Genomic DNA, 21,765 nt, shown 5'->3' with positions numbered 1-21,765 from the left:
CTCGGCGCCGTGCAGGACGGGCGCCCCTCGGGCTCCGTCGCCGACTTCACCGCGTTCTCGTTCCATGCCGTGAAGAACCTCACCACCGCCGAGGGCGGCGCGCTGGCATGGCGCGCGGTCGCCTTCGACTCCGACGAGCTCTACAACCAGTTCATGCTCATGTCGCTTCACGGCCAGACGAAGGACGCGCTGTCGAAGACGCGCGCCGGCGCCTGGGAGTACGACGTCGCCTATCCCGGCTGGAAATGCAACATGACCGACATCCAAGCGGCCTTGGGGCTGGCGCAGATGCGCCGCTACCCCACCCTGCTCGCGCGCCGGCGCGAGCTCGTGGGGCGCTACGAGAACGGTTTGGCCGACCTGGGCGTCGACGTGCTGCAGCATTACGACGAGGACTTCGCCTCGAGCGGGCATCTGATGCTCGTGCGCCTGCCCGGCAAAAGCGCGGCGTTCCGCAACGCGCTCATCGAGCGGCTTGCCGACGCCGGCGTATCGGCGAACGTGCACTACAAGCCGCTGCCCATGCTCACCGCCTACCGCGATCTCGGCTTCGACATCGACGACTTCCCGAACGCCCGCGCGCAGTTCGAGAACGAGGTCACGCTGCCCCTTCACACGCTGCTCTTAGATGACGACGTGGACTACGTCGTGGGGGCCTTCCACCGCGCCTGGGACGCGCTTGAGGCGGAGGGTGTCCGCTGATGTACGCGAAGTTCGGAAAGCGCGTGTGCGACCTGGTGATCGGCGTGGCGGCGCTGCCGTTCGTGCTGCTGATCATAGCGGTGCTGGCACCGTTCATCCACTTCGAGGACAAGGGCCCGGTCTTCTACAACGCCCCGCGCGTGGGGCTTGGCGGCCGCGACTTCAAGATGTACAAGCTGCGCTCCATGCGCGTGAACGCCCCCGACCTGGTCATGGAGGACGGCTCCACCTACAACGGCGCCGACGACCCCCGCATGACCCGCGTGGGCGCCTTCATGCGCAAGACGAGCCTGGATGAGATGCCCCAGTTCCTGAACGTGCTGAAGGGCGACATGAGCGTGGTGGGCCCCCGCCCCGACCTGCGCCGCGAGACCGAGCTCTACGAGGGCGACGAAGGGCTGAAGCTCACCGTAAAGCCCGGCATCACCGGCTACGCCGCCGTCTACGGCCGCAACTCGCTCCCCTGGCACGACCGCCTGAAGATGGACGTTGAGTATGTGCGCACCCTGAGCTTCCCGCTGGACGTAAAGATTTTCTTCAAGACGTTCTCCACGGTGTTCAAGCAGGAGGGCGTGTTCGTGGAGGATGAGGGGAAATAAGGCGCTCGCTCGAAGCCAGCTCGAACTCATCGATTCTCGAAACATCGCTCCCTAGCAAAGCGAGTCCGGCCCGAGACGCTGCCCTCCCAACGCCGCGCACATCATCCTAACCAGCTCCATGCCCCTGATGCAGTCGTCGAGGTCCGGTTCGATCAACTGGAGAACCGGAGGCAGCAGGTTCCATGTCGACGAACCCACAAGGCTCTTCATCCTTACGCGCCACAACCCATCCTCTTGAGAGAATACAGCGCCAGCCCCCGTCACGCCAAGCCCATCGACCCTCTCAAGCACGAGGGGGTTCGAAAGGATACGCGCGATTTCCCGACCGTCTCCGGTTCCGACGAAACCCCGCGAGCCGGCTGCCAATTCGATTTCGGAGCCATCGACCGCTTCGCCGCGCACATCGAAGCTCAGAACCAGATCGAACAGAGTGGCGAACAGCTTGCTCGTCGCTTCGTATGAGAGCAGCAGCCTGTCGAGTTCCGCCACGCCGACCAGCAAAAGCTCGCGCTCCAGCAAGGCCGATGTGCCCCTCTCGCAATGAGGGCCGAGTGCAGTCGCCCAAAGCCGCACCACGTGCTCAAGCTTGCTGTCGGCCTTCCGCGTTATAACGTCGCCCGCGCGCTTTTTCCTGCTCACCGCTTTCCCACCTACGCGCCGACGGACGGTTTCGGAGCGAGCTTGCCTTGGCCTACGAGCCACTCCTCAACCGCCTCGTCCCAGACAGGCAGGTATTCCGAAGTCTCCCGAATGGCGGTGGCCGTCTGGCTTAGCGACACCTTGTCGCGAGGATCGATCCTCTTGACCTTCATCCACGCGAAGACGTAGATGGCGACCACCGCCATCGCAATGGCAGCCGCTAGCCAGTAGTCTGACAAAGTCCAGATAGCGTACACCACGCCCGCTACGCCAATCGGAAGGACTATCTTCGCCGCAGGCACCTTCCAAAGCCGGGGGTAGTCGGGATAGCGCTTGCGCAGAACCAGAACGTCGATCATCGCGATGGCGTAAGAGATCATCCAGGTGATGCAGGCGACCGAGATAAGGGAAGACACCGTTTCCGCGTTCGTGCCGTTCACGCCGATGTAGACCATCGTGACCAGCATAAGGGCACCGGTGAACACGATGCCGTTCACCGGCGTGCGGAAGCGCTTGCTCAATTTGAGGAAGACCCTGGGCATGAGCCCTTCGCGCGCCATGCCGTACAACATGCGCGGCAGCGCGGCACAATAGGCGTTTGCCGTGGTGAACGACGCCAAGATGGTGAGCAGCGTCATGACGACAGCGCCAGCCGATCCCAGCATCCCCTGTGCGGCCTCAATTTGCGGAACGGCCGAGGTCGCCAAGAGCGCCGCGTCGGCATAGCGCGTCGCCGCCGCAGCGAACACGGAATCAACGGCATAAATCGTCAAAAGCCCGAAGATGAGAGCATAGGGTATGTTGCGATAGGGTTTCTTATTCTCCTCGGCCATAGGGCAGGCGAACTCGAATCCGATGAAGAACCAGATGGCCGCGCCGACCGAGCCCAGCACCGTCCCCCATCCCCCTTCGGGAAGAAGAGGCTGGTCGGCGCCAATCGGCACGGCACCGAACAGCTCGCCGACGTTGAAGAAGCCCATGATCCCGAGCAGAGCGAACACGATGACCATCGAGACGGTGATCCACGACTCGACTGCGCCGTACACGCTCACCCCGACGATGTTGATGATGACGACGACGGCGAACAGAATCAGCGCCACGACGATCTGGGGTATTCCCGTGATGGATTCGACCGAAGCGCCGCCCATCATGATCTGCGTTCCGCCGTCGCAGGCTATGAGCAGCACGTAGCCCGAGAGCAAGGCGAACATCGCCCAGAACCTTCCGAGCGCGGGCAAGGTGTAGTCCGAGATCATGCCGCCCCCCGGAAGCATCGCGGAGAGCTCTCCGAACGCGAAAGCGGCGGCCATCATCGGCACAAGCGCGATGGCTGCGACGACGAACGTTGCGTAACCCGTCGTTCCCGCCAGGTTTCCGACCGAGAACATGGCGGTTCCGGACACCACGAGCCCGACGGCGGCCCCGAAAGCAGGTGCGAACCCCAGGGTCCTCTTCAGTTTGGTTTCAGCCATGTTCGAACCCCTAGATGATTGCGAGACGGCCGGCAGGAGCGTAAAGGGCAAGCGCACGCTTGGAATAATCGGCAGCATAGCGGTACCAATAGTAGAGAAGGCTTCCCGCATCATGCCCGACGCTCTGGCGATAAATGCCCCACAGCAGCCAATGATAGCTCACCACGGCGATGGAGCCGTACATATGACGCAGCTCCGCCGGAGTCAAGCTTCGTCCGAAGTACAGCTCAAGCAGATGGAGCACCTGCTCGTGCGTGTGGTCGCCGCCCACGATGAACGAGCATACATCATAAGCAGGATCGGCCATGCCGGCGTATTCCCAGTCTATAGCGCAGACCGCGTCGGCGGAGACGATGATGTTGCTGTCGCACATATCATTGTGGCAGAGCACCTTCTCCACGCCGTCGGATTCCACGAAATGGTACACGCGCTCGACGTCGGCGCGCAGCTCGTCGATCCGGAATGGGCTGCGCTGCCCGCGCTCCTCGGCCAAGCGGCGAAAGAGCGCGCAGTTCGCAGCGATGTCGAACTGCCATCCGCATTGCACCTTCGCCGCATGCAAGCGATGCATCAGGTCGAACGCCCGCAAGGCATCGGCTTCGTTATGGTACTGGAAATCGTAGCAGCCCTCCACGTAGCGCGAGATCTTCCACCCTTCGACGGGGTTGATGGCCACGGTCGTGCCGTCGATGCCCAGGTCGTCCGCCTTGCGCTGCGCGAACGCCTCGTTATAGCGGTCGATGATCTGCTCGCTTCCCTTTCCCGGATGGCGATAGACGTACTTCTTCCTTTTGCAGTAAAACGAGAAGATGACATTTGTGTTCCCACGCTTGATCTGCTCGAAACCGTCGATGTCGCCTTCGGAGCAATCGAGCGAAGCGCAGATGTTGTCGATGATGCACGAGTCCATATTGTCGACGAACTTGTCATCGAAACGCTTGATCTCGTCGATGGTGTCGAATTCGAGGATATCGCCCTGCTCGTAGCGCTTCACGTAGGCGGGCAGCTCATCGATATGGCGGGCGAAGAACGCATCGAGGAGCATATCCGCCACCTCGGGGTCATCGTACTCCTCCTCCAGCAGATCCATGTAGCGGCGCGAGAAATCTTTGGTCCAGTAGAACTCCCCTATCTGGTACCAGGCATCGGCGCCGCCCACGCCGTATCCGACTATGCGGTTGCGGGAGCCGGTCTCGACGCACCATTCGTCGGTAGGACCATCGGAATACGTGCAAGCGAAATAAGTCTCGTATACGAATCGGTCAAACGGGTTCACGGTAAAGTAATTGTCCGAGGAGCAGATATAGGAATTGCGCAGGAAGTATCGCGCCGCATACAGCGAGGACGTGTTATTGCGTCGGAAATAGTCGTCATTCACGGTGATATGCACACCGAATTTGTCTTCAAGATAGAAGAACAGCTCTTTCATATAGCCGACGACCACATGGATTTCCTCTATGCCGGCTTCCTGCAGTTGGCGTATCTGCCGCTCGATGAGCACCTCGCCCCGGACCCGGAAAAGCCCTTTCGGCCGCTCGTAAGACAAGGGCGCGCACCGAGACGCGAACCCGGCGGCCATGATCACGGCATTATCGACTTGATAGGGCTTCAGGCTGCGAAGCCCCTCTTCCGTCACCTCCGAGCCGTCGGCATTCAAGCAGCCGAGCTCTTTCAAGCTAGCGATAACCGTGCTCACGGTTCCCAAAGAAAGACCGCACGACGCAGCGATATCCCGCTGCGTCGATCCACTCTTCTTCAGAAGAGAGCGGAGCACGTTGAATTGGTTTCTCGAAAGCATACATCCCTCGTTCGTCGGTGATCGACATGCCGCCATGCAAAGACGTTTCCCGCAAACCTGCGATTCTTTATACGCTGCTTGTTCAATTTTGTAAAGAAACTGTAAAAAATGAACACGATAGCAGCCGCAAGCAAATGCATGATGCAGCGATCCGACCGGGATTCCCCGGCGAGACCGTCCCTGCTTTTCAAGCGCGCGGGTCAGCGCCCTACGACTTCCCAACTTGGCAGATGCAGGCACTTGGGATACCATGCGGGCACACACCGAAAACGAGGGAGACACATGCACCCTATCGAGCTTGACGAATTGAAGAGCATTGAGCTGGATATACTTCTGGCGTTCCACGATTACTGCGAGCAAAAGGGCTTGAGCTATATGCTCTACTACGGAACGCTCCTTGGCGCCGTCCGGCATCAAGGCTTCATTCCCTGGGATGACGACATCGACGTCGTCATGCCGCGAGATGATTACGAAGCGTTCTTCAGGTCATTTCCCTGCGATAGTTCTTTTGAAACCATCAAGCTCATATCGTATCGCGATCGCTCGTCGATCTACCCCTTCATCAAATTAGTCGATACGCGAACGGAGGTGGTGGAAGACTTCGTTGACCCCCGTTACAAAACCGGCGTTTGGATCGACATCTTTCCCATGGACGGCCTACCAGAAGACGATCGGCCGTTCAAGGAAAATCGGAAGGCCATGAGAAAATACGACTTCACCGTTGGTGACACCACGACCGGCACCACCCCTTTTCGCTGCATGGCAAAGCGGCTGCTCACCCCGATCCTCGCATCGTCCGACATCTACCGCGTCGCAGCCCGCCTCGATGCGATCGCATCGGAGACGTCCATCGATCCGCGTCACGATGTCGGCGCTGTGGTCTGGGGATACGGCAAACGCGAGCGAATGCCGTATCCGATACTCGAAAGAGCGCTTCTCGACTTCGAAGGGCACCGCCTCTACGCGCCGACGCTCTACGAGGAATGCCTCACGCGCATATTCGACGATTTCCGCACGCCGCCGCCGGAAAACGAGCGTAAGCCCCACGCCATCCATGCCACCTGGATCGCCGATTGAGCCTTCCTCGTCTCGACGGCACGATACCGCGCATCCAACTTCCTCTTAGCGGCCGAATCGGCAATATGTGATATTCGACGATAACACCGTCGAAGCCGCACCCGCTGCGGTATCATAGGGACAATGAATGATATCTGCATATTCACCCCTACGTACAATCGCGCATACAGGCTGCCCGGCCTCTTTGAGAGCCTAAAGCACCAGGAGTGCGATAATTTCTGCTGGCTTATCGTCGACGACGGCTCAAGCGACGATACCGAAGCACTCGTCCAAGGCTTCAAAAAAAGTAGCCCCTTCCCCATTCATTACATCAGGCAGGACAATGGGGGGAAGGCACGTGCCCATAACACCGGAGTCGAGCATTGCGATAGCGAATTGTTCTTCTGCGTCGACTCTGATGACGAACTGACGCCGCATGCGCTGAACGAAGTCTGGGCTCGCTGGCTCGAAGTCCGCGAGAACCCTCGTATCGCAGGAATAATCGGCGTCTACGGAAAAACGAGCAGCGAGCCGCTCGGCACCTGGATGCCCGACGGAGTCGAGACCACCACCATGTGGGATCTATACTACAGATTCAAGTACAAAGGGGATTCCGCTCATATCTATCGCACGGACATATTGCGGAGTTTCCCCTTCAAAGTGGCCGAAGGCGAAAAATTCATCGCCGAGACCTACGTTTACCATCAGATAGACCAGCAGTACGCTTTGGCAACCCTCAACAAGATACTCGTGGTTGCCGAGTACCTGCCCGACGGCTACAGCAAGAATTTTCCAAAGCTAACTAAAGAGAATCCGATAGGCTATCACACGCTGAAGCGTCTCTACATCGGATACGCTGACAGGATTCTCCTGAAATACCAAAGCACTATTCTCTACATGGTCGGGCATATGCTTGCAAAAACAACAAAGGCGGGTATTGAGGATGCTCCCAGCAAGGCTCTCGCATACCTTGCTTGCCCCCCCGCGTGGCTTCTATGCAAGACGATGTTTAGGTAAGAGGACGAATCGACGGAAAACATATGAAGACAATTTGCATTGGCGACACCATGCCGCCCCTCTCGCCTAACGCAGAAGAATCCCTAGCCGGACGCGCCCCTCTTAAAGGCGTTGCCTAACATGGGCAATTGCTCGCATAAGCATGCTGAACCGGAAGGCAAGGAGCTTTCCATCGGAAAGAACATGGCATGGAACTCCTTCGGCTCCATAACTTACCTTGCATGCCAATGGCTTATCACCATTCTCGTTGTCCGACTTTCGAACGGATACGAGGCGGCAGGCGCTCTTTCTCTCGCCATGTCCGTGTACAACATCTTCGCGCCGCTGGCCCTGTATCGCATGTACACCTACCAGGTTTCCGACATCAAACGAGAGAACACCGCCGGGGAGTACTTCTCCCTCCGCATTATCACCTCCCTGATCGCACTGGCCTGCTGCATGGCCTACGCCGTTGCAACCTGCAACCCCCAGTCGCTTGCCGCCATTTTTCTTTATGCCGTCTTCAAAATCGTAGCCCTCCTGATCGACGTCCTGCACGGCGTCGATCAAATCCATAAACGCATGGATTACATCGGCAAGTCGCTGATCCTTCAAGGGGCGCTCTCGCTTGTCGCCTTCTGTGCCATATTCGCATCGACGAAAAGCCTCGAATGCGCTCTCGCAGCCATGGCCGTCTCGACCGTCACAGTTGGCATCTGCTATGACTATCCTCGCTCAAGGCGTTTTGAGCGCGTGAAACTCGGCATAAGCCGAAAGAAGGCGACGCATCTTCTCGTCTACTGCTTCCCCATCGTCATTGCCGCCGTTGCCTGCGGGACGGTTCCGTCTATCCCGCGACAGGTCTTGGCACTCATGGATGGAGAGTCCATGCTCGGCATTTACGCCTCAGTTGCAGCGCCCATCGCCATCATCCAGATGGGGGCGAGCTACCTCTACAATCCACTCTTGAGCATCATAGCCGAGCATTTTGCAAAGGGCGAGAAGAGGGAGCTTCTTTCCCTAATCGGGAAAGTGGCCCTCGGGATTGCCGCAATCGGCATCGTCTGCGCCATCGGCTTCGAGGTATTTGGCGCATGGCTGCTCGGTCTTATTTTCGGGCCGACGATCGCCCCTTACACCTATCTGCTTCTACCGATCATCGCAAGCACCATCATCTCGGCGTTCGTCTGGTTCCTCAACGATCTGCTGGTTGTCCTGCGTTGCTTCAAGGGCAGCTTCGCAGGGAATATCGTCGCGGCGGCAATCGCCATTCCCGCATCCTATTTTTTCGTTGCTACTTGGGATATGAACGGCGTGAGCTTCACGAGCATCGCCGCCTACTCTGTCGGAGCAGCTATCATGGTCGCCTTCATTGCGAGCCTCTTTAGAAAGAAATCCGCCTAGCCGTCGGCAGCGTCGAGGATCGCCCTCCATAAGGCAACTTCACCGTACGTCGACGGCGCTTCCAAAATCAAGCTCAAGAGGGGCGTGGTTCTTCCTCTTCTCGACGGGAGGAAGCTTTCGCCAATCCCCGAACATGATCTCCAGGTATCTTTCCGCATCGGCGGGTCCCGGGAACATGCGCCCCTCGAATGACACGTATTTCGGCGGAATGAGAACCTCGTGTGGAAAACCCTCTGCAATCGGATAGGCAAAGGCCATGGCGCGAGAACTCTCATCATCCGCGCCCATCAGCGCCCACTTGTCGAACTTCAAACGGATGTCATCATGGGTGAATAGCCGCCTTGCAAAGGCGTGGGCGGCGCAGCAACCGACTCTTTCGCACCGACCGAGGATACCACCATGGGGAACGATCACCGTCTTGGCATGGTAAAGATACGAAACGCTTTGCCACATGCGGCATCTCTTAGCCTGCCTGGATGCGCTGGCAGGATCGGCGCACACTGCGTCGTACGGGAAGACATCCACGAAAATGCCCTGAGGGACACCCGCTTCGACCGTCTCGTTCGTGCTGAATATCGTGTCGCGCAGCCACACTTTCGCAAACATCGCAGCATGGTCTTTACGCAGCTCGCAGCTGGAAACGACATATCTATCACCCAGGGCTTCGGCGGCAACCGATAAGAACCGATCGTAGTCCGACCGCATCATGCCAATATCGATGTCGTCATCCCAGGGAATAAAGCCCCCGTGCCTTACGGCGCCCAGCAGCGTTCCCGAATCAAGAAAGTACGTTATTCCGCATTCACGGCAAATGCGGTCGATGTCTTCCAAAATCGAAAGCTCGACCAGCTGGAGCCTTCGTAAAACCTCGTCATCGTATAGCACTTTCACCCCTGCGTCGGTCGGTATGCATAGCGTATGATCCTTTTATATCGTATCATAGGACGAACGCGTTGCCTTGCGAGCCGTCGCTTTGCCAAGGAGATACGCTTAATTGAGAAAGCGGCCGGATGGCTTTCATGATAAAGGGGACCGGAATTACATGCATCTTGCCAAAAAACTGACCTTCGATCCTTTCGCTTTCGCATCCGCCTGCCTGATCGCCGTCTTCACGGTTGTGAGCTATGCCTTCCAAACCGCCGATTCCTTCGCGCCGCTTATCCAGGATCCGCGGTCCATCGCGATCGCCCTCGCATCGCTTGTCGTGATCGCCCTCGTCGGATACCTTGCGCTCGCGCTCCTCTTCTCGTGGTTCGATTCGCAAAGCAGCCCTTCGGAAAAGGAGCCGCCCTTCCGCGTTATCCTTCGAAAGCGGTTCTTCGTCTACTTCTGCATCATCTTCGTCTGTTGGCTTCCTTGGATCGTCACGAATTTCCCCGGAACCATGAGAGACGACTCGATACGGCAGATGTTCCAAGTGTACGGGGTCGAGCCCTACTCCGGAGGCAATCCCCTGTTCGATACGTGGCTGTTCGGCCTGTTTTGGCAGCTGGGCGATCTGCTCGGACAGCGGAGCTGGGGCCTCTACCTCTACGGGGTGTTTCAGTCGCTTTGCACCGCTGCAAGCTTCTCCCTCATGGTCTGCTACCTTCACCGTCTGCGGGTTCCCCGCCCCGTGATCTACCTCAGCCTTGCCGCGCTGTCGCTTATCATTATCTTTCCTTTGGCGGCGATCAGCATGTCGAAGGACAGCCTGAACGGATGGGTTTATGTCGTGTTTCTCGTATTGTGCGCCGAGCTCTGCCGCACAAGGGGGCGGGCTTTGGGCAGCCGATGGTTCGTCCTTGCCTTCATCGCGACGTCCATCGTCCTTATCGCAAGCAAGCGAACCATGCTCTACATCGCGCTCATAGCCTTTCTCGTCTTCCTCGTCTCCTTCAAAGCGTGCAGGAAGAAGCGCGCTCTCGTCTTTCTGACCATCGTCGTTGCGTCGTATGGACTGACCGACGTCTTTCTGCCGTACGCCATGAAAAACGACGTCCCTCAAGAATCGAGCGTGCCTTCCGCTGCGAGCTCCTTCCTCATCCTCCCCCTCCAGCAGGTCGGGCGTCTCCTCGCCAGCGGCCAGCCCGTTGACGAGGAGAGCTATTCGCAGCTTTCCAGGCTCATCGACTGCGAAAAGGCGGCGGTGCTGTACAATCCCCGTCGGGGCGATGACGTTGGTTTTTCCATCAGAGACTACACCGATACAGATGATCGCAACGCTTTCTTGGCCGCATGGGCAAAGCTCGGGATGCAATATCCCAACGTCTATTTCGAGGCGCTGGTCAATCATACGTTTGGCTGGGTGAGCCCGTTCTGGAAAATCGCCTTCGGCTACAACCTGAAGCTCGACGTGTTCGACGAAAGCCATATGTATATCTGGAGCAAGTACTTCCCCGGGGGAATCGAGGAAGCCGAGGAGTTCCTCTCGCCCCTCAAGGCCCAGAAGCCGGCGGCGCTGGACGCCGGGCGCTACTATGTTGAGCGGTGGGCTACGGTTCAATACGAAACGCCCCTGCTGATCGGATTCGGCCCCTGGTGCACATGGCTGCCGCTCGTGGGCTTGGCCTATGCGCTGCGCAGGCGAAACGCGAACGCCGTTGCCGTGTTTGCCGTTCCCCTCGGGGTTCTACTCTCGGTCTTGATAGGACCCATGGTGCTGTATTGGTATGCCATTCCCCTGTACTACGGGGCGCCGCTGCTCTTCTCGGTGGGATTCATGGGCGGATCCCATGCGCGCAGGCGCCGCGAGCGCGGAAACCGCGCCCGAAGGACGGGCTACCCGGCATCCTCCCCCGTCGTCGGACAGCACTCATCCAACCCCAGATAGGAACGCCAGAACTCCTCGGAGGTCAGGCGTGGCATGGCGCGGCGATAGTCCTCGGCAACCTGCTCCTTGCGCGTTTCGTAATCGCGCTTCAAAAGCCGATAGCGCTGCTTGAGCCCGCGATACCGGCTGCGGTCCATCGTCCGCACGTGGGCGTTCTCGCTCTGGGCGTCGAACGCCACGAGCGTCCGCCTGCGCATGGTCTTCCACCCCGGGTAGGCGCCGCGGCTGTAGTACACGGCGGCAGGATCGTCCTTAATCAGGGCATCGGGCAGCATGTGCCGATCGTGGGGAAGCGCTTCAAGCAGCTTGAGCGCCATGCTGCGCTCGTCTTTGCCGCCCAGGTTCGCGGAAGCCAGATCGAGCCCCTCAAGAAGAGCCCGATCAAGCTCCCCCACGGGAGCAAGCCGTTCGTTCTTCGCCCCGTTGCGTTTCATGAGCTCCTCGCCGTTCGCCTTTTCGAGGAAAGACGGCCCCTTGAGGTAGTCCTCCAAACCGTCGAGCAGCAATTCGGCGCTCTCGTAATTCATGGAACGCAGGTAGATGCTGAACGTGCGCAGCAGGCGCAGCATAAACAAGCGCTCCGAGCTCCTACCGTCCACGGCGATCATGATAAGGAAGTTGCGCACGTACTGATAGCAGTCGACGGATGCGCGGAACCTCCCTTCGAAACCGGCATGCCAAACGCAGATGCCGCCCATGGACATCATCTTCGGCTGGCACCGCATGCCGTATTCCACATCGTCGCAGCGAACGAACAGGGGAAGGGGAAGCCCGTGCTCGCGAACCGCGGACATCGGGATGCAGCAGTACCACCACGCCCCGTACGCATTCTCCACCTCGACGTCTATCGCCTCGTTCTTCGCGATCTGATCGATTTGATCTATATGCAGGTCCGGCTTGATTTTGTCGTACAAGCCGTCTTTGCGCACCACGGCAGCATCCTCATATTGCAGATTCGGCTGCTCAAGCGAGAGCATGGCGCCGTTGAGAAATGCTTCCGCATAGTCGTCGTTGAGAAGCGAAAGCAGGTTGAAGGTGCGCTTGAAGCTTTCGGGGGACACGCGAACGTCGTCGTCCATAAGCAGGACATGGGTGGCGCCGTACTCGAGCGCCGCCATCATCCCGCGGGCGAATCCGCCCGCCCCGCCCACGTTGGCGTTGGGAACGACGGTCACGCCCTCGCTCGAAAGGCGCTCGGCGTTGAGGGTGCGCCCGTTGTCCACTACGAACATGTGAAAGCCCTGGGATATCGGCTCGTCGCCCGACAGGACTTCGCGTTCGACCGCCTCGATGTTGGGGACGATGAAGTCTTCCTTGCGAAACGTCGTCGTGCTCAAAGCCAGGCGCACTGAGCGAACCGCAGAAGACTCCACCATCGTAGCATACCTGGCAGAGCGAATGAACGAGCGGCCCTGCGAGCGCAGCACGAACGAGACAAGGGCCGCTCCGCTCTCGGGCAGCTCCACCTCGAAGCGGCGGAACTCCCCGCTTCCGCCGATCACAGCAAGGGGCGCCTCGCGCACTTGAAGCCGAGTCGCGCCTTCATGCAGCTCGCCGAGCAAAACCTCGCACACATCCCCCGATGCCTCGATGATCAGGCGCACGGGACCAATATTCGCATAACGCCTCCATTTGCAAAGGGGAAACGCATTGAAGTACGTGGTAAAGTCAATCTCATCAGAAAAAGCGAGCGCTTGGGCGCCTTCGTCGTACGAGGCATCGCCGGCGCGATAATACAACTCGGGATAATCCGCGGCAAAATCGTCGATCTTCACAAGAACGTTGGCGAGGGGAAAAGCTTGCACGGTTGTCCTATTCTCTCGTTGATGAGCCATCTGCCATTATAGATGAGCTCGAACACCCGTCGAGATCATCGCTCAAAACCATCGCAAAAGCGAAGATTCGTCTATAATGGCGGTAACGGCGAAAAGAGAAGATTGCGGTTCATGAAAACACTTTTGATCATTCCCGCCTACAACGAGGCGCGAAATATCGCAGGCGTTGCCCAAGCGGTCGCGGAGGCGGGCTATGACTTCATCGTCATCAACGACGGATCGACCGACGACACGCTTGAAGTGTGCCGCGAACACGATCTGCCGGTGCTCGACCTTAAGCAGAACCTCGGAATAGGCGGCGCCGTGCAGGCGGGGCACAAATACGCGCTTGAGAACGGTTACGACGTGGATGTGCAGTTCGACGGTGACGGGCAGCATGACATCCGCTACGTGCCCCCCCTGCTCGACTTGATTGAGCAGGGGGCGGATCTGGCCATAGGATCCCGTTTCGTCGAAAGGACGGAGGGCTTCCGATCCTCTTTTATGCGCCGTATCGGCATCCGCTGGCTTTCCGGGTGCATCTGCTTGTTCTCGGGCAGGCGAATCACCGACCCCACCTCGGGGTTCAGGGCATGCAGCAAGCGCTCCATCAGCCTGTTCTGCCGCAACTATCCGACCGACTATCCCGAGCCCGAGTCCATCGTCACCGCCATCGGAAACGGGTTGAGCGTGCAGGAGGCACCCGTCATCATGCACGAAAGAGTCGGCGGCGCCTCATCCATTCGCGCGCTTGGGAGCATCTACTACATGGTCAAGGTCTCGCTCGCCATCGCCATCATGAGTCTCTCCCGCTCGAAGGGGATGAAGTAGCATGGAAGGACTTACGCTGCGCATTGCGATCATCATCGTCTGCATCGTCTTTTTGGCCGCAGTCTCTCGTCAAGTCGCCCACGGGAAGCTTCTGCTCAAATATTCGCTCCTATGGATGACGCTTGCCGTGGCATCCATAGTCGCTGCGCTGTTTCCCGACCCCCTGTTCACCATCTCCAACGCGCTCGGATTCGAGGCGCCGTCGAACTTCATCTTCTTCACTGCCCTTTTCTTCCTCCTCGCCATCTGCCTCTCGCTAAGCATCATCGTGAGCAAGCAGGCCACGAGGATCAAAAACCTCGTGCAGCAGGAAGCGCTCATCGAGAAGCGACTGGAATCCTTGGAAAGCAAAGATGCGCGATAGCTCCGCAGAACCGGCTCGAGAGCCCTCGAGCACTTATGCCATCTTCTCGGCAAACTACCCCCCCAACGTCGGAGGGGTGGAGAAGTACACCCAGAACCTCGCCCGCACGCTCGCAGAGCTCGGCGATCGGGCAATCGTGGTAACGAACAACGTATTCGGCCTGGCCGAGATCGAGCAGGAATGCGAGCGGGTCGATATAGTGCGCCTTCCCTGCCGCAACGTCATGAACGGTCGATATCCGCTTCCCCGGAAAAACGAGGACTACGGCCGGCTGCTGAAATGGCTGAACGAACAGCCTGTCGACTACGTAATCGTAAACACGCGCTTCTACTTCCATTCACTGCTGGGCATTCGTTTGGCGGAGTCGAAGGGAATCAAGCCCATTGTCATTGATCACGGTTCAGCTCATCTGACCATGGGCAATCGCCTGGTCGATGTTTTCGTTTCAGCCTACGAGCACGCCTTCACCAGCATCATCAAGCGCCATGAAGTCGACTATTACGCTGTATCGCAGGCAGGAGTAAGATGGTTGAACCATTTTGGCATCGCAGCTAAGGGGACGCTTTGCAATTCCATCGATGCCGTTCAGTTCAAGAGCAGCGCCTCCGCTCGAGACTTCCGCAAGGAGCTGGATATCGGACCGGAGGACTTCCTCGTATCGTTTACCGGCAGATTCATCCCCGAAAAGGGAATCGGCCCGCTTATGGACGCAGCCGAGGCATTGGCGCAGCACGGCGATATCCGATTTGCCCTTGCGGGAGAAGGCCCGCTCGAGCAAGAGATAACTGAGAAGAACCTGCCCAATGTGCATATCGTGGGAAGGTTGAGCTCCCCCGATGTCGCAGCTCTCCTGCTGGCCTCCGACGCCTTCTGTCTCCCAACCCGCTCTGAGGGCTTCTCGACATCGCTTTTGGAAGCGGCAGCATGCGGCACCGTGCCCATTGTCACCAATGTTGGAGGAGTGGATGAGCTCATGCCAAGCAATAGTTTTGGCATCGTGCTGCAGCAGGCAAAGAAGGAGGACGTGGAGGAGAGCATTCTCGCCCTCTGCAAAGATCGATCTTTATGTTGCAAGATGGCGAATTGCATCAACCGGCGCGTCCGCGAAGAGTTCTCTTGGCAATCAACAGCATTAAAAACTGCTGAAGCGTGTAAGCGGGCGAATGGCGCATGACCTCATCAACTATTTTGAGAGGACCAACAATAGAGCACTTTCTATTTTGACACATACAATCCATGCTCTTACTTTCGCAGGCCCATCGCCTTCTTCAACACGTCGCCGATACCATTGTTTCGCGCCTCATTTATCTGAAGGAGAGATATAGCTTCCTTGAGCAACAACAACAGGATCCATGCGCAAGAGCATGACTGAAGCGTCCTTTCGCCATGATTCTCCAAGGGAATTTATCGCATTCCTCGAATCATTTAGATAGTGGAAACCACGATAGTAGTGGATATCAAATATTGCTTTGTTGTCAAGACCCTGCAAGGTCTAAGCTTTAAGCTTACCTGCTTACCTGCTTTTACCCGTTAAGTCGTCGAGCGCCGTTACCGCGACACTCGACACGCTGGAAAGGGTGGTCGGCAAACCTATATTCAAACATTTGTTCTGACTCCCCCTTTAACGCATAATCGCAAGGAGAGACGATGAGCGCTCCTTTTTGCTGGGAGCTGCGGGCTGTGGTGCTTGCGGCGAAAATATCCCTGCAAGATCTGCGCGAGCCTTCTTAGGACACGAGAGCATCTCCGAGAGCAGGGAGGCGAACATGCTGGAATCTGCGCGGTGGCAGTATCGCCAGCCGAACTCATCCATATAGCCTTGAACATACCCTCGCGTGATACCGTGAAAGGTCCCCAGCACGAAGGACTTGAAGTTGGATATCAGGTGGTGGGCCACCGAAAGCGAGGCATCCGCGTCTTCTTCGGAGAACGCCCGCTGTTCAAGGCCCGGCCATCCAGCAAGCCCGCATCCGCACGCTCTCGATCTGTCTGCCCTGATGTGCGCGCCGCGCGCCAGGTGCCATGAGCCGAACTCCAGATAGCTTCCGCTCGAGCAGTCCGCTACTGCACGCAGAGCGCACCCGCCGCCACCCCGGTTGACGGCAACGATAAAAGGCACCTTGTCGGTTCCCCGCCCGGCGAGTCCTTTGCCAGGCGAGCCCAAATAGGCATCGTCTATCTCCATATCGTCCTCAAGAGCGTTGAAGACACCCCGATTCGGCTTGGGCGGTGCATATCCTTTGTAAAAGGTAATAGGCGCACACCCACTTAACCTTCAGCTCCCGTGCGAGCCGGCAGGCCGATATGCCCCGCTTGTCGCTTGCGACCAGGTAAGCTGCGAGAAACCATTTGCGCAAGCCGACATGCGAGCGGTACATCACCGTGTGCGCGGTGAGAGCCTGCTGGCAAGAGCAGCGAGTGCATTGGATCTTGCGAAGCGACAGGAGCAAAGAGGGCGAGGCCGCCCCGCATCTCGGGCATGTCCACCCCGTTTGCGTGCGCAGCCCGTAAAGATGCCGCACGCAGTCTTCTTCGGTCGCAAACGCATCAAAAACTCCGTCAAGGTTTTGATCTCGCTCATGGCATCCCCCGATCGTTCGAGCCGTTGGGTGCATTGTAGCGGGATCCGGTAGGATCTTGAGTCCTGAAAACGACCCACTCCCTGCGATTATGCGTTAAAGGGGGAGTAAGAACGTTTGTTTGTGTTCATCCTCACTACAACGGGTGAGAGTTCTCGGACACGGTGGCGCTGGAACGCTCGGCCTTCCATGAGGCCCGGTTCAAAGCGTGCCACTGCGTCCCTCGCCAGTTTAGTAGAAGGGCGGAAGCCACGTGGAGCCGAGGAAGCTCCTGCCCGAGGGCCGGGATATCTCATTCGACGATCTTGAGGCCCGCGACACGGCCGTCCTCATGAGCCAGCTGAACTCCGAGTCCAAATTCTCTCTCATGGGCCCATCACCCATCGCGATGCTCAAGACCGCAGACCATAGGCCGCAGATGTTCTTGTGAACGAATCAGAGATCGAGGAAGCACCCTAGGACAGGCTCAACCTGACAAGCTACACCATCAACCGGGTCCGGAAGGAGGGCCTGTCGCCACCGATCTAGCCCTTTTGGGCATAGAACTTGTGTAACACCGGGACATTTTGCCCTTGGTTATCGACCACGGTTTTGCCCATTTAGCGCTTGCCAACCCTCTTGCAGACAAGGTGATTGAAACCTACGAGCACGCCATCATACGCCGGGTCACATGCAACATGACATCCATTACAATACAGTCTCCAAAGCCAGCGGGCGTTGGCTTGAGCATTTTGGCATCACATCCGAAGAACCTTGCACAACTCTATTGATGCAGCGGCTTTCCGCGCCCTTGACTCCTGGCGCGATTTTCGCGCCAAACTCGGCCTTGATCCCCAGTCTTTAGCGTTAACCTTCACGAATCGATTCATCCCCGAAAAGGAAATACAGGCTCCCATGGAAGCCACCGCCCTGCTTGCACCAGATGATGTCCAGATACTTCTCGATGGCGACAGTCCACTCAAAGCTGATATCGAAGCGTATCCCACGCCCAATGTACACCTACTTGGAACCCTCGGTGCCGCTGACATCTGCGCCCTCCCCATGCGATGCTTTTTGTTGCCCACCCGCTCTGAAGGATTCTCCACGTCGCTACTTGAAGCAACCGCCTTTGCCACCATGCCCACCATCGCCAACGTAGGCGGCGTGCAAGAACTCATTCCCACCGAAGAGTTTGGCATGGTTCTCCACCAGACCACCGGTGAAGAAATTACGCGCTTAGTGCCCAAGCTGAAGGCCGATCCCAACTTGAGCAACAGAGGCAAAAACCTCCGCCACCCGCGTCTAAATCGAGTTTTCCTGGGAGAAAACCGCCCGTGCCGCATAGAGCGCTTGCACACGAGCGAACTGTTGGACAAAGTAGCTTCCGGCTTTCTCGAGCCATGATAAAGGCACACGAACTGTTAGGGTAGCAGAGCTTTCGCAAAAAGTTCTTTGTCGTCATCGGCGAAGACCATGAACCCACCGAGAAAAATAATCTTTCGGTATTTATTTTTGCGATCACTTAAATAGCGAATAGCGGCTGCCATGCTGTCTAAGTTGGCCGTATCCACCAGCATAACGTTCGTATTCAGCTTGCTTATATAAGCCGCACCCGGAAGCACATCCCATGGTTCATCAGCGGAAGCAAAGAAGATAGTATCCGCGTTGGTGACTTCCTGGTGCGCTTCCAGCCATTCCAGCACCGCCACCCCGTACTGGGATGGTTGTTCCCCCTTGCCAAACTCAAGCAGTTCCCCCTGCAACGCAGACACCTGGCTGGTCGCACGGGCTTCGTCATCCGCAAAGCAGAGAACCTGACTAAAGGCCAATGCCCCATAGTCCGCCTGCTCGCACAGAATAAGGGGAGCATGGTTGTGGTACATATAAGGGGCAAACGCCGCCACCTGCGCCCAGTGCTGCTGTACATAGTCACTCGATGCCAATAGCGCGGTACTGCCCCATTCGTCTTGGCGAGTTTGAAGGAGATGGGCGCATATTTCTTGAATAGAACCGCCAATACGGTGGACCTCTAGCTGCTTCTCAAACATGGAGCACGCTTTCTCAATGGCCTTGGGGCTTATAGCTTCTTCGTCGCCTATTACCACCATCTTCGACGGGTCAAGACGCCCCAGCTCACGAACCGTCGAATTAGGCAGATCATCCCCTTCTGCCAGCAAAACAGGAGCATCGTAGAGCCCCGCCAACGATACCGCCGCCAAAGCGTATGCGGGTGCACTCATAGGGGCCATAACTACCACTCCCTGATCAAGGCCGTGGGGCCATGCCGCTTTCGCCATGGTTGCCGTGTTGGCGAACACATTTGGACCCGCAATAGCATCGTACGCGCCTTTGGGGACTTTCACTTTCTTGCTAATAAGCTTCAGCACATCGTTTTTTGAAGATGTCGACCCCTCCTTGCCCGCCAATGCGCGATATACCCGGCACACATCGCGTGTGCGCCCCATCATTTGAGTTTCACCTTTTTCAATCCAGATGGCCTTGTTACAAAGTCGAGCTATTTGCTCATTGCTATGGGACACAATAAGAACGGTTACCCCATGGTTGGCTATAAGATCATTGATGCGATTCTCACATTTTTTTTGAAAACGAAAGTCGCCAACCGACAAAACTTCATCGACGATTAAAACATCGGGCACAATAACCGTTGCAATAGCAAAAGCAATTCTTGCCACCATGCCCGACGAATAATTTTTCATGGGCATGTCAAGGAATTCTTCTAATTCAGCAAACTCGACAATGGCATCAAGATGCTGCTCGATAAATTTTTTGGGATAGCCCAATAAAGCACCATTCAGGAAAATGTTCTCACGCGCCGTCAATTCCATATCAAACCCAGCACCCAGCTCAATGAGGGGGGCAATACGTCCTTTCACCTGGCACGTTCCCTCCGTCGGCTCAAGCACCCCCGCAACAATTTTCAGCATAGTTGATTTCCCGGAGCCATTGGTGCCCATGATGCCGAACACATCGCCCTTATTGACGGTAAACGACACCTTTTGGAGGGCACGGAACTCCTTGAAGCGCAACTCATGGCGAGCGAGCGCAATGGCATATTCCTTCAAACTATTCAATTGCTCGCTGGCCATATTGAACACCATGGACACTTTTTCTACCTTGATCACCCATGAGTTTTCTTGAGCATTCGATGGAGCAGCTTTTTTAACCACGAAACAACCTCCGAGGATAATAAGGGCACTTAGACATACAGAATGAACTTGTTCTGGGCCTTTTTGAAAACAAGCAGCCCGGCAATGAACACCGCCAGCGCACCCCCAAAACAAAGAGCGCTTTCCGTTAACGAAGGCGTATTACCCCACAGCGCAATGTCGCGAAAATACGTTATATAGTGATACATAGGGTTATACTGCATAACCTGTTGCATCCACACGGGCACCTGATCAACCGGATAAAATATAGGCGTGGCATAGGTCCACGCCGTCAGAACTACTCCCCAGAGATGGCAAATGTCGCGAAAAAATACCGCTAGGGCGGCCAACAGCAAGCCAAGCCCAATACTGAACAGCACTACACACAGCACCAAGAAAGGCAGCAACAGCAAATCCAGCGTTGGCATGATACGAAAATAGATCATAACAATGGCAACCGCCACGAGAGAAACAGCAAAGTTAACCAATTGGAAGAGCACTTTTTCCACCGGAAAAACTATCTTGTCAATCCTAATTTTTTTGATGAGCGCCGCCGAATCGATAATCGAGTGCATGGCGGAACTGGTTGAATCAGACATAAGGGTAAAAAGGGTATTGCCCAGAATGAAATAGATAGGATAGTCGGCAATATTAAAGCGGAACATAGTGCTGAACACCGCCGTGAATACCATCATCATCAGCAACGGGTTTAGCACGCTCCAAAGTATTCCCAAAACGCTTCTTCGATATTTCAACTTGAAATCTTTTGATACCAGAGAAGAAAGAATAAAGGCGTTCTTTCTCATCTTTTCAGAAATAATGCCAGCAGTCATTGCAAACCCACCCATTTGTTTTCGTAAAGTTTAGATTAGTTGTTACTTCATACCCGCCATCCTGAACGAAGCGACCGCAGAGAGCAAAGTCAAAAGATTGCGTAGGGTGCTAGCCGTAGCACTTTCCGCTATCGTCGTCACACGAGATCCTTCGACTCCAGCGCTTCGCGCTTTTGCTCGGGATGACAGAGTGAATGTCAGGCTTTCTGCATCTCTTTTATCATAGCGGCAATATCTTGCCCATAATTGTTACCAGGAACCGCCCATCTGCCGTTCAATTCTTCCAAGGTTGGGGCAATGCCGCGGGTAACATACGTAAAGCGCGGGTCAACGCAGTCATTGACCAAGGGGTCGGTACTAGCATACGCCTTAAGGTGCTGCACGTGAGCCCGCACCCCCATCCGCACACTTTCAAAACTTAGCCCTGGATTGCCACCACCCGTGGCACCCAGCCCGCAAAAGTTGCATTGCTCCGCTTTTACATCTCCCGTGAACTGCAGCCAGCCGGTCTCCTTCATCGCCTGACAAAACACCACATCGGCGCGCACGCCTTCAGCCGCTGCCTCTTCACTGACAATATTACAGAAGGTTGCCAGGTCGCCCGCCCCCTTCGACGCATACACCACCGAAGGATAAGGAAGGCTCTTGGAGACGTAATAACGCGCCATCTGGCTCGCATTAGATTCCGAAGCCCCCATGATGTTCGTACCGATAGCCTTC

The 21,765-nt window shown here is 56.8% G+C and carries 20 protein-coding genes; 11 read left to right on the top strand and 9 right to left on the bottom strand.

Annotated elements, in window-relative coordinates:
• Both GPA_RS00175 and GPA_RS00170 read left to right on the top strand, forming a co-directional pair.
• Window positions 1-702: DegT/DnrJ/EryC1/StrS family aminotransferase (locus GPA_RS00175; protein WP_041239856.1), on the top strand; the 702-nt coding region annotated here is incomplete at its 5' end.
• Entirely contained in the window at window positions 702-1,301 is a 600-nt protein-coding gene (locus GPA_RS00170) for a sugar transferase (protein ID WP_015538603.1), read from the top strand. The genes GPA_RS00175 and GPA_RS00170, both read left to right, overlap by 1 nt.
• Window positions 1,302-1,352: 51 nt before the next feature.
• Here the strand turns inward: GPA_RS00170 and GPA_RS00165 are convergent, their stop codons facing one another.
• From GPA_RS00165 to GPA_RS00155, 3 genes are read right to left on the bottom strand one after another with little or no spacing between them, the layout of a single operon-like run.
• A complete protein-coding gene (locus GPA_RS00165; RefSeq protein WP_041238646.1) occupies window positions 1,353-1,940 on the bottom strand; it encodes a hypothetical protein in 588 nt (195 codons plus the stop codon).
• A gap of 11 nt (window positions 1,941-1,951) precedes the next feature.
• Window positions 1,952-3,412 carry an APC family permease gene (locus tag GPA_RS00160; RefSeq protein WP_015538602.1) on the bottom strand — a complete coding sequence of 487 codons (1,461 nt, stop codon included), beginning with the start codon at window positions 3,410-3,412 and terminating at the stop codon, window positions 1,952-1,954.
• 10 nt (window positions 3,413-3,422) lie between these two features.
• Window positions 3,423-5,210 (bottom strand): phosphotransferase, encoded by a 1,788-nt coding sequence (locus GPA_RS00155; protein ID WP_041238644.1) that lies wholly within the window; start codon window positions 5,208-5,210, stop codon window positions 3,423-3,425.
• Between the two features lie 282 nt (window positions 5,211-5,492).
• On the opposite strand from GPA_RS00155, the gene GPA_RS00150 reads away from it, so the two are divergent.
• The 3 genes from GPA_RS00150 to GPA_RS00140 all read left to right on the top strand — a co-directional run bounded on the left by GPA_RS00150 (window position 5,493) and on the right by GPA_RS00140 (window position 8,666).
• Window positions 5,493-6,287 carry a LicD family protein gene (locus GPA_RS00150; RefSeq protein WP_015538601.1) on the top strand — a complete coding sequence of 265 codons (795 nt, stop codon included), beginning with the start codon at window positions 5,493-5,495 and terminating at the stop codon, window positions 6,285-6,287.
• A gap of 123 nt (window positions 6,288-6,410) precedes the next feature.
• Window positions 6,411-7,283, top strand: a complete 873-nt coding sequence (locus GPA_RS00145; RefSeq protein ID WP_015538600.1) for a glycosyltransferase family 2 protein — start codon at window positions 6,411-6,413, stop codon at window positions 7,281-7,283.
• 120 nt (window positions 7,284-7,403) lie between these two features.
• A complete protein-coding gene (locus GPA_RS00140; RefSeq protein ID WP_015538599.1) occupies window positions 7,404-8,666 on the top strand; it encodes a lipopolysaccharide biosynthesis protein in 1,263 nt (420 codons plus the stop codon).
• 39 nt (window positions 8,667-8,705) lie between these two features.
• Here GPA_RS00140 and GPA_RS00135 read toward each other — a convergent pair whose 3' ends face one another.
• On the bottom strand, window positions 8,706-9,551 hold the full coding sequence (locus GPA_RS00135) for a LicD family protein (RefSeq protein ID WP_041239854.1): 846 nt from the start codon (window positions 9,549-9,551) through the stop codon (window positions 8,706-8,708).
• 157 nt (window positions 9,552-9,708) lie between these two features.
• On the opposite strand from GPA_RS00135, the gene GPA_RS00130 reads away from it, so the two are divergent.
• Window positions 9,709-11,478: a DUF6020 family protein gene (locus GPA_RS00130; RefSeq protein WP_015538598.1), complete on the top strand. Its 1,770-nt coding sequence runs from the start codon at window positions 9,709-9,711 to the stop codon at window positions 11,476-11,478.
• Here GPA_RS00130 and GPA_RS16570 read toward each other — a convergent pair.
• The gene (locus GPA_RS16570; RefSeq protein WP_049783953.1) at window positions 11,427-13,283 is read right to left on the bottom strand and encodes a glycosyltransferase; all 1,857 of its coding nucleotides are present in this window, start codon (window positions 13,281-13,283) and stop codon (window positions 11,427-11,429) included. The genes GPA_RS00130 and GPA_RS16570 overlap by 52 nt on opposite strands.
• Window positions 13,284-13,424: 141 nt before the next feature.
• On the opposite strand from GPA_RS16570, the gene GPA_RS00110 reads away from it, so the two are divergent.
• The 3 genes from GPA_RS00110 to GPA_RS00100 all read left to right on the top strand — a co-directional run bounded on the left by GPA_RS00110 (window position 13,425) and on the right by GPA_RS00100 (window position 15,661).
• The gene (locus tag GPA_RS00110; protein WP_049783952.1) at window positions 13,425-14,123 is read left to right on the top strand and encodes a glycosyltransferase family 2 protein; all 699 of its coding nucleotides are present in this window, start codon (window positions 13,425-13,427) and stop codon (window positions 14,121-14,123) included.
• A gap of 1 nt (window position 14,124) precedes the next feature.
• A complete protein-coding gene (locus tag GPA_RS00105) occupies window positions 14,125-14,487 on the top strand; it encodes a DUF2304 domain-containing protein (protein WP_015538597.1) in 363 nt (120 codons plus the stop codon).
• Between the two features lie 76 nt (window positions 14,488-14,563).
• Window positions 14,564-15,661, top strand: coding sequence for a glycosyltransferase family 4 protein (locus GPA_RS00100; protein WP_231847529.1), 1,098 nt, complete (start codon window positions 14,564-14,566; stop codon window positions 15,659-15,661).
• Between the two features lie 447 nt (window positions 15,662-16,108).
• Here GPA_RS00100 and GPA_RS00095 read toward each other — a convergent pair whose 3' ends face one another.
• The gene (locus GPA_RS00095; protein WP_015538595.1) at window positions 16,109-16,672 is read right to left on the bottom strand and encodes a transposase; all 564 of its coding nucleotides are present in this window, start codon (window positions 16,670-16,672) and stop codon (window positions 16,109-16,111) included.
• A gap of 647 nt (window positions 16,673-17,319) precedes the next feature.
• On the opposite strand from GPA_RS00095, the gene GPA_RS17685 reads away from it, so the two are divergent.
• Window positions 17,320-17,496, top strand: coding sequence for a hypothetical protein (locus tag GPA_RS17685; RefSeq protein ID WP_156790881.1), 177 nt, complete (start codon window positions 17,320-17,322; stop codon window positions 17,494-17,496).
• 323 nt (window positions 17,497-17,819) lie between these two features.
• On the top strand, window positions 17,820-18,449 hold the full coding sequence (locus GPA_RS00090; protein ID WP_167536563.1) for a glycosyltransferase: 630 nt from the start codon (window positions 17,820-17,822) through the stop codon (window positions 18,447-18,449).
• 17 nt (window positions 18,450-18,466) lie between these two features.
• On the opposite strand, the gene GPA_RS17680 is transcribed toward GPA_RS00090, so the two are convergent.
• The 3 genes from GPA_RS17680 to GPA_RS00075 all read right to left on the bottom strand — a co-directional run.
• Window positions 18,467-20,233, bottom strand: a complete 1,767-nt coding sequence (locus GPA_RS17680) for an ATP-binding cassette domain-containing protein (protein WP_231847528.1) — start codon at window positions 20,231-20,233, stop codon at window positions 18,467-18,469.
• 29 nt (window positions 20,234-20,262) lie between these two features.
• On the bottom strand, window positions 20,263-21,045 hold the full coding sequence (locus GPA_RS00080) for an ABC transporter permease (protein ID WP_041239851.1): 783 nt from the start codon (window positions 21,043-21,045) through the stop codon (window positions 20,263-20,265).
• Window positions 21,046-21,242: 197 nt separating this feature from the next.
• On the bottom strand, window positions 21,243-21,765 hold a 523-nt coding region (locus GPA_RS00075; protein WP_167536562.1), incomplete at its 5' end, for a glucosaminidase domain-containing protein.

Origin of the sequence: Gordonibacter pamelaeae 7-10-1-b (assembly GCF_000210055.1) — a bacterium.
GTDB classification, from domain to species: domain Bacteria; phylum Actinomycetota; class Coriobacteriia; order Coriobacteriales; family Eggerthellaceae; genus Gordonibacter; species Gordonibacter pamelaeae.
Note: the sequence above shows the minus strand (reverse complement) of the source record. Positions and strands in the feature narration are given on the sequence as shown.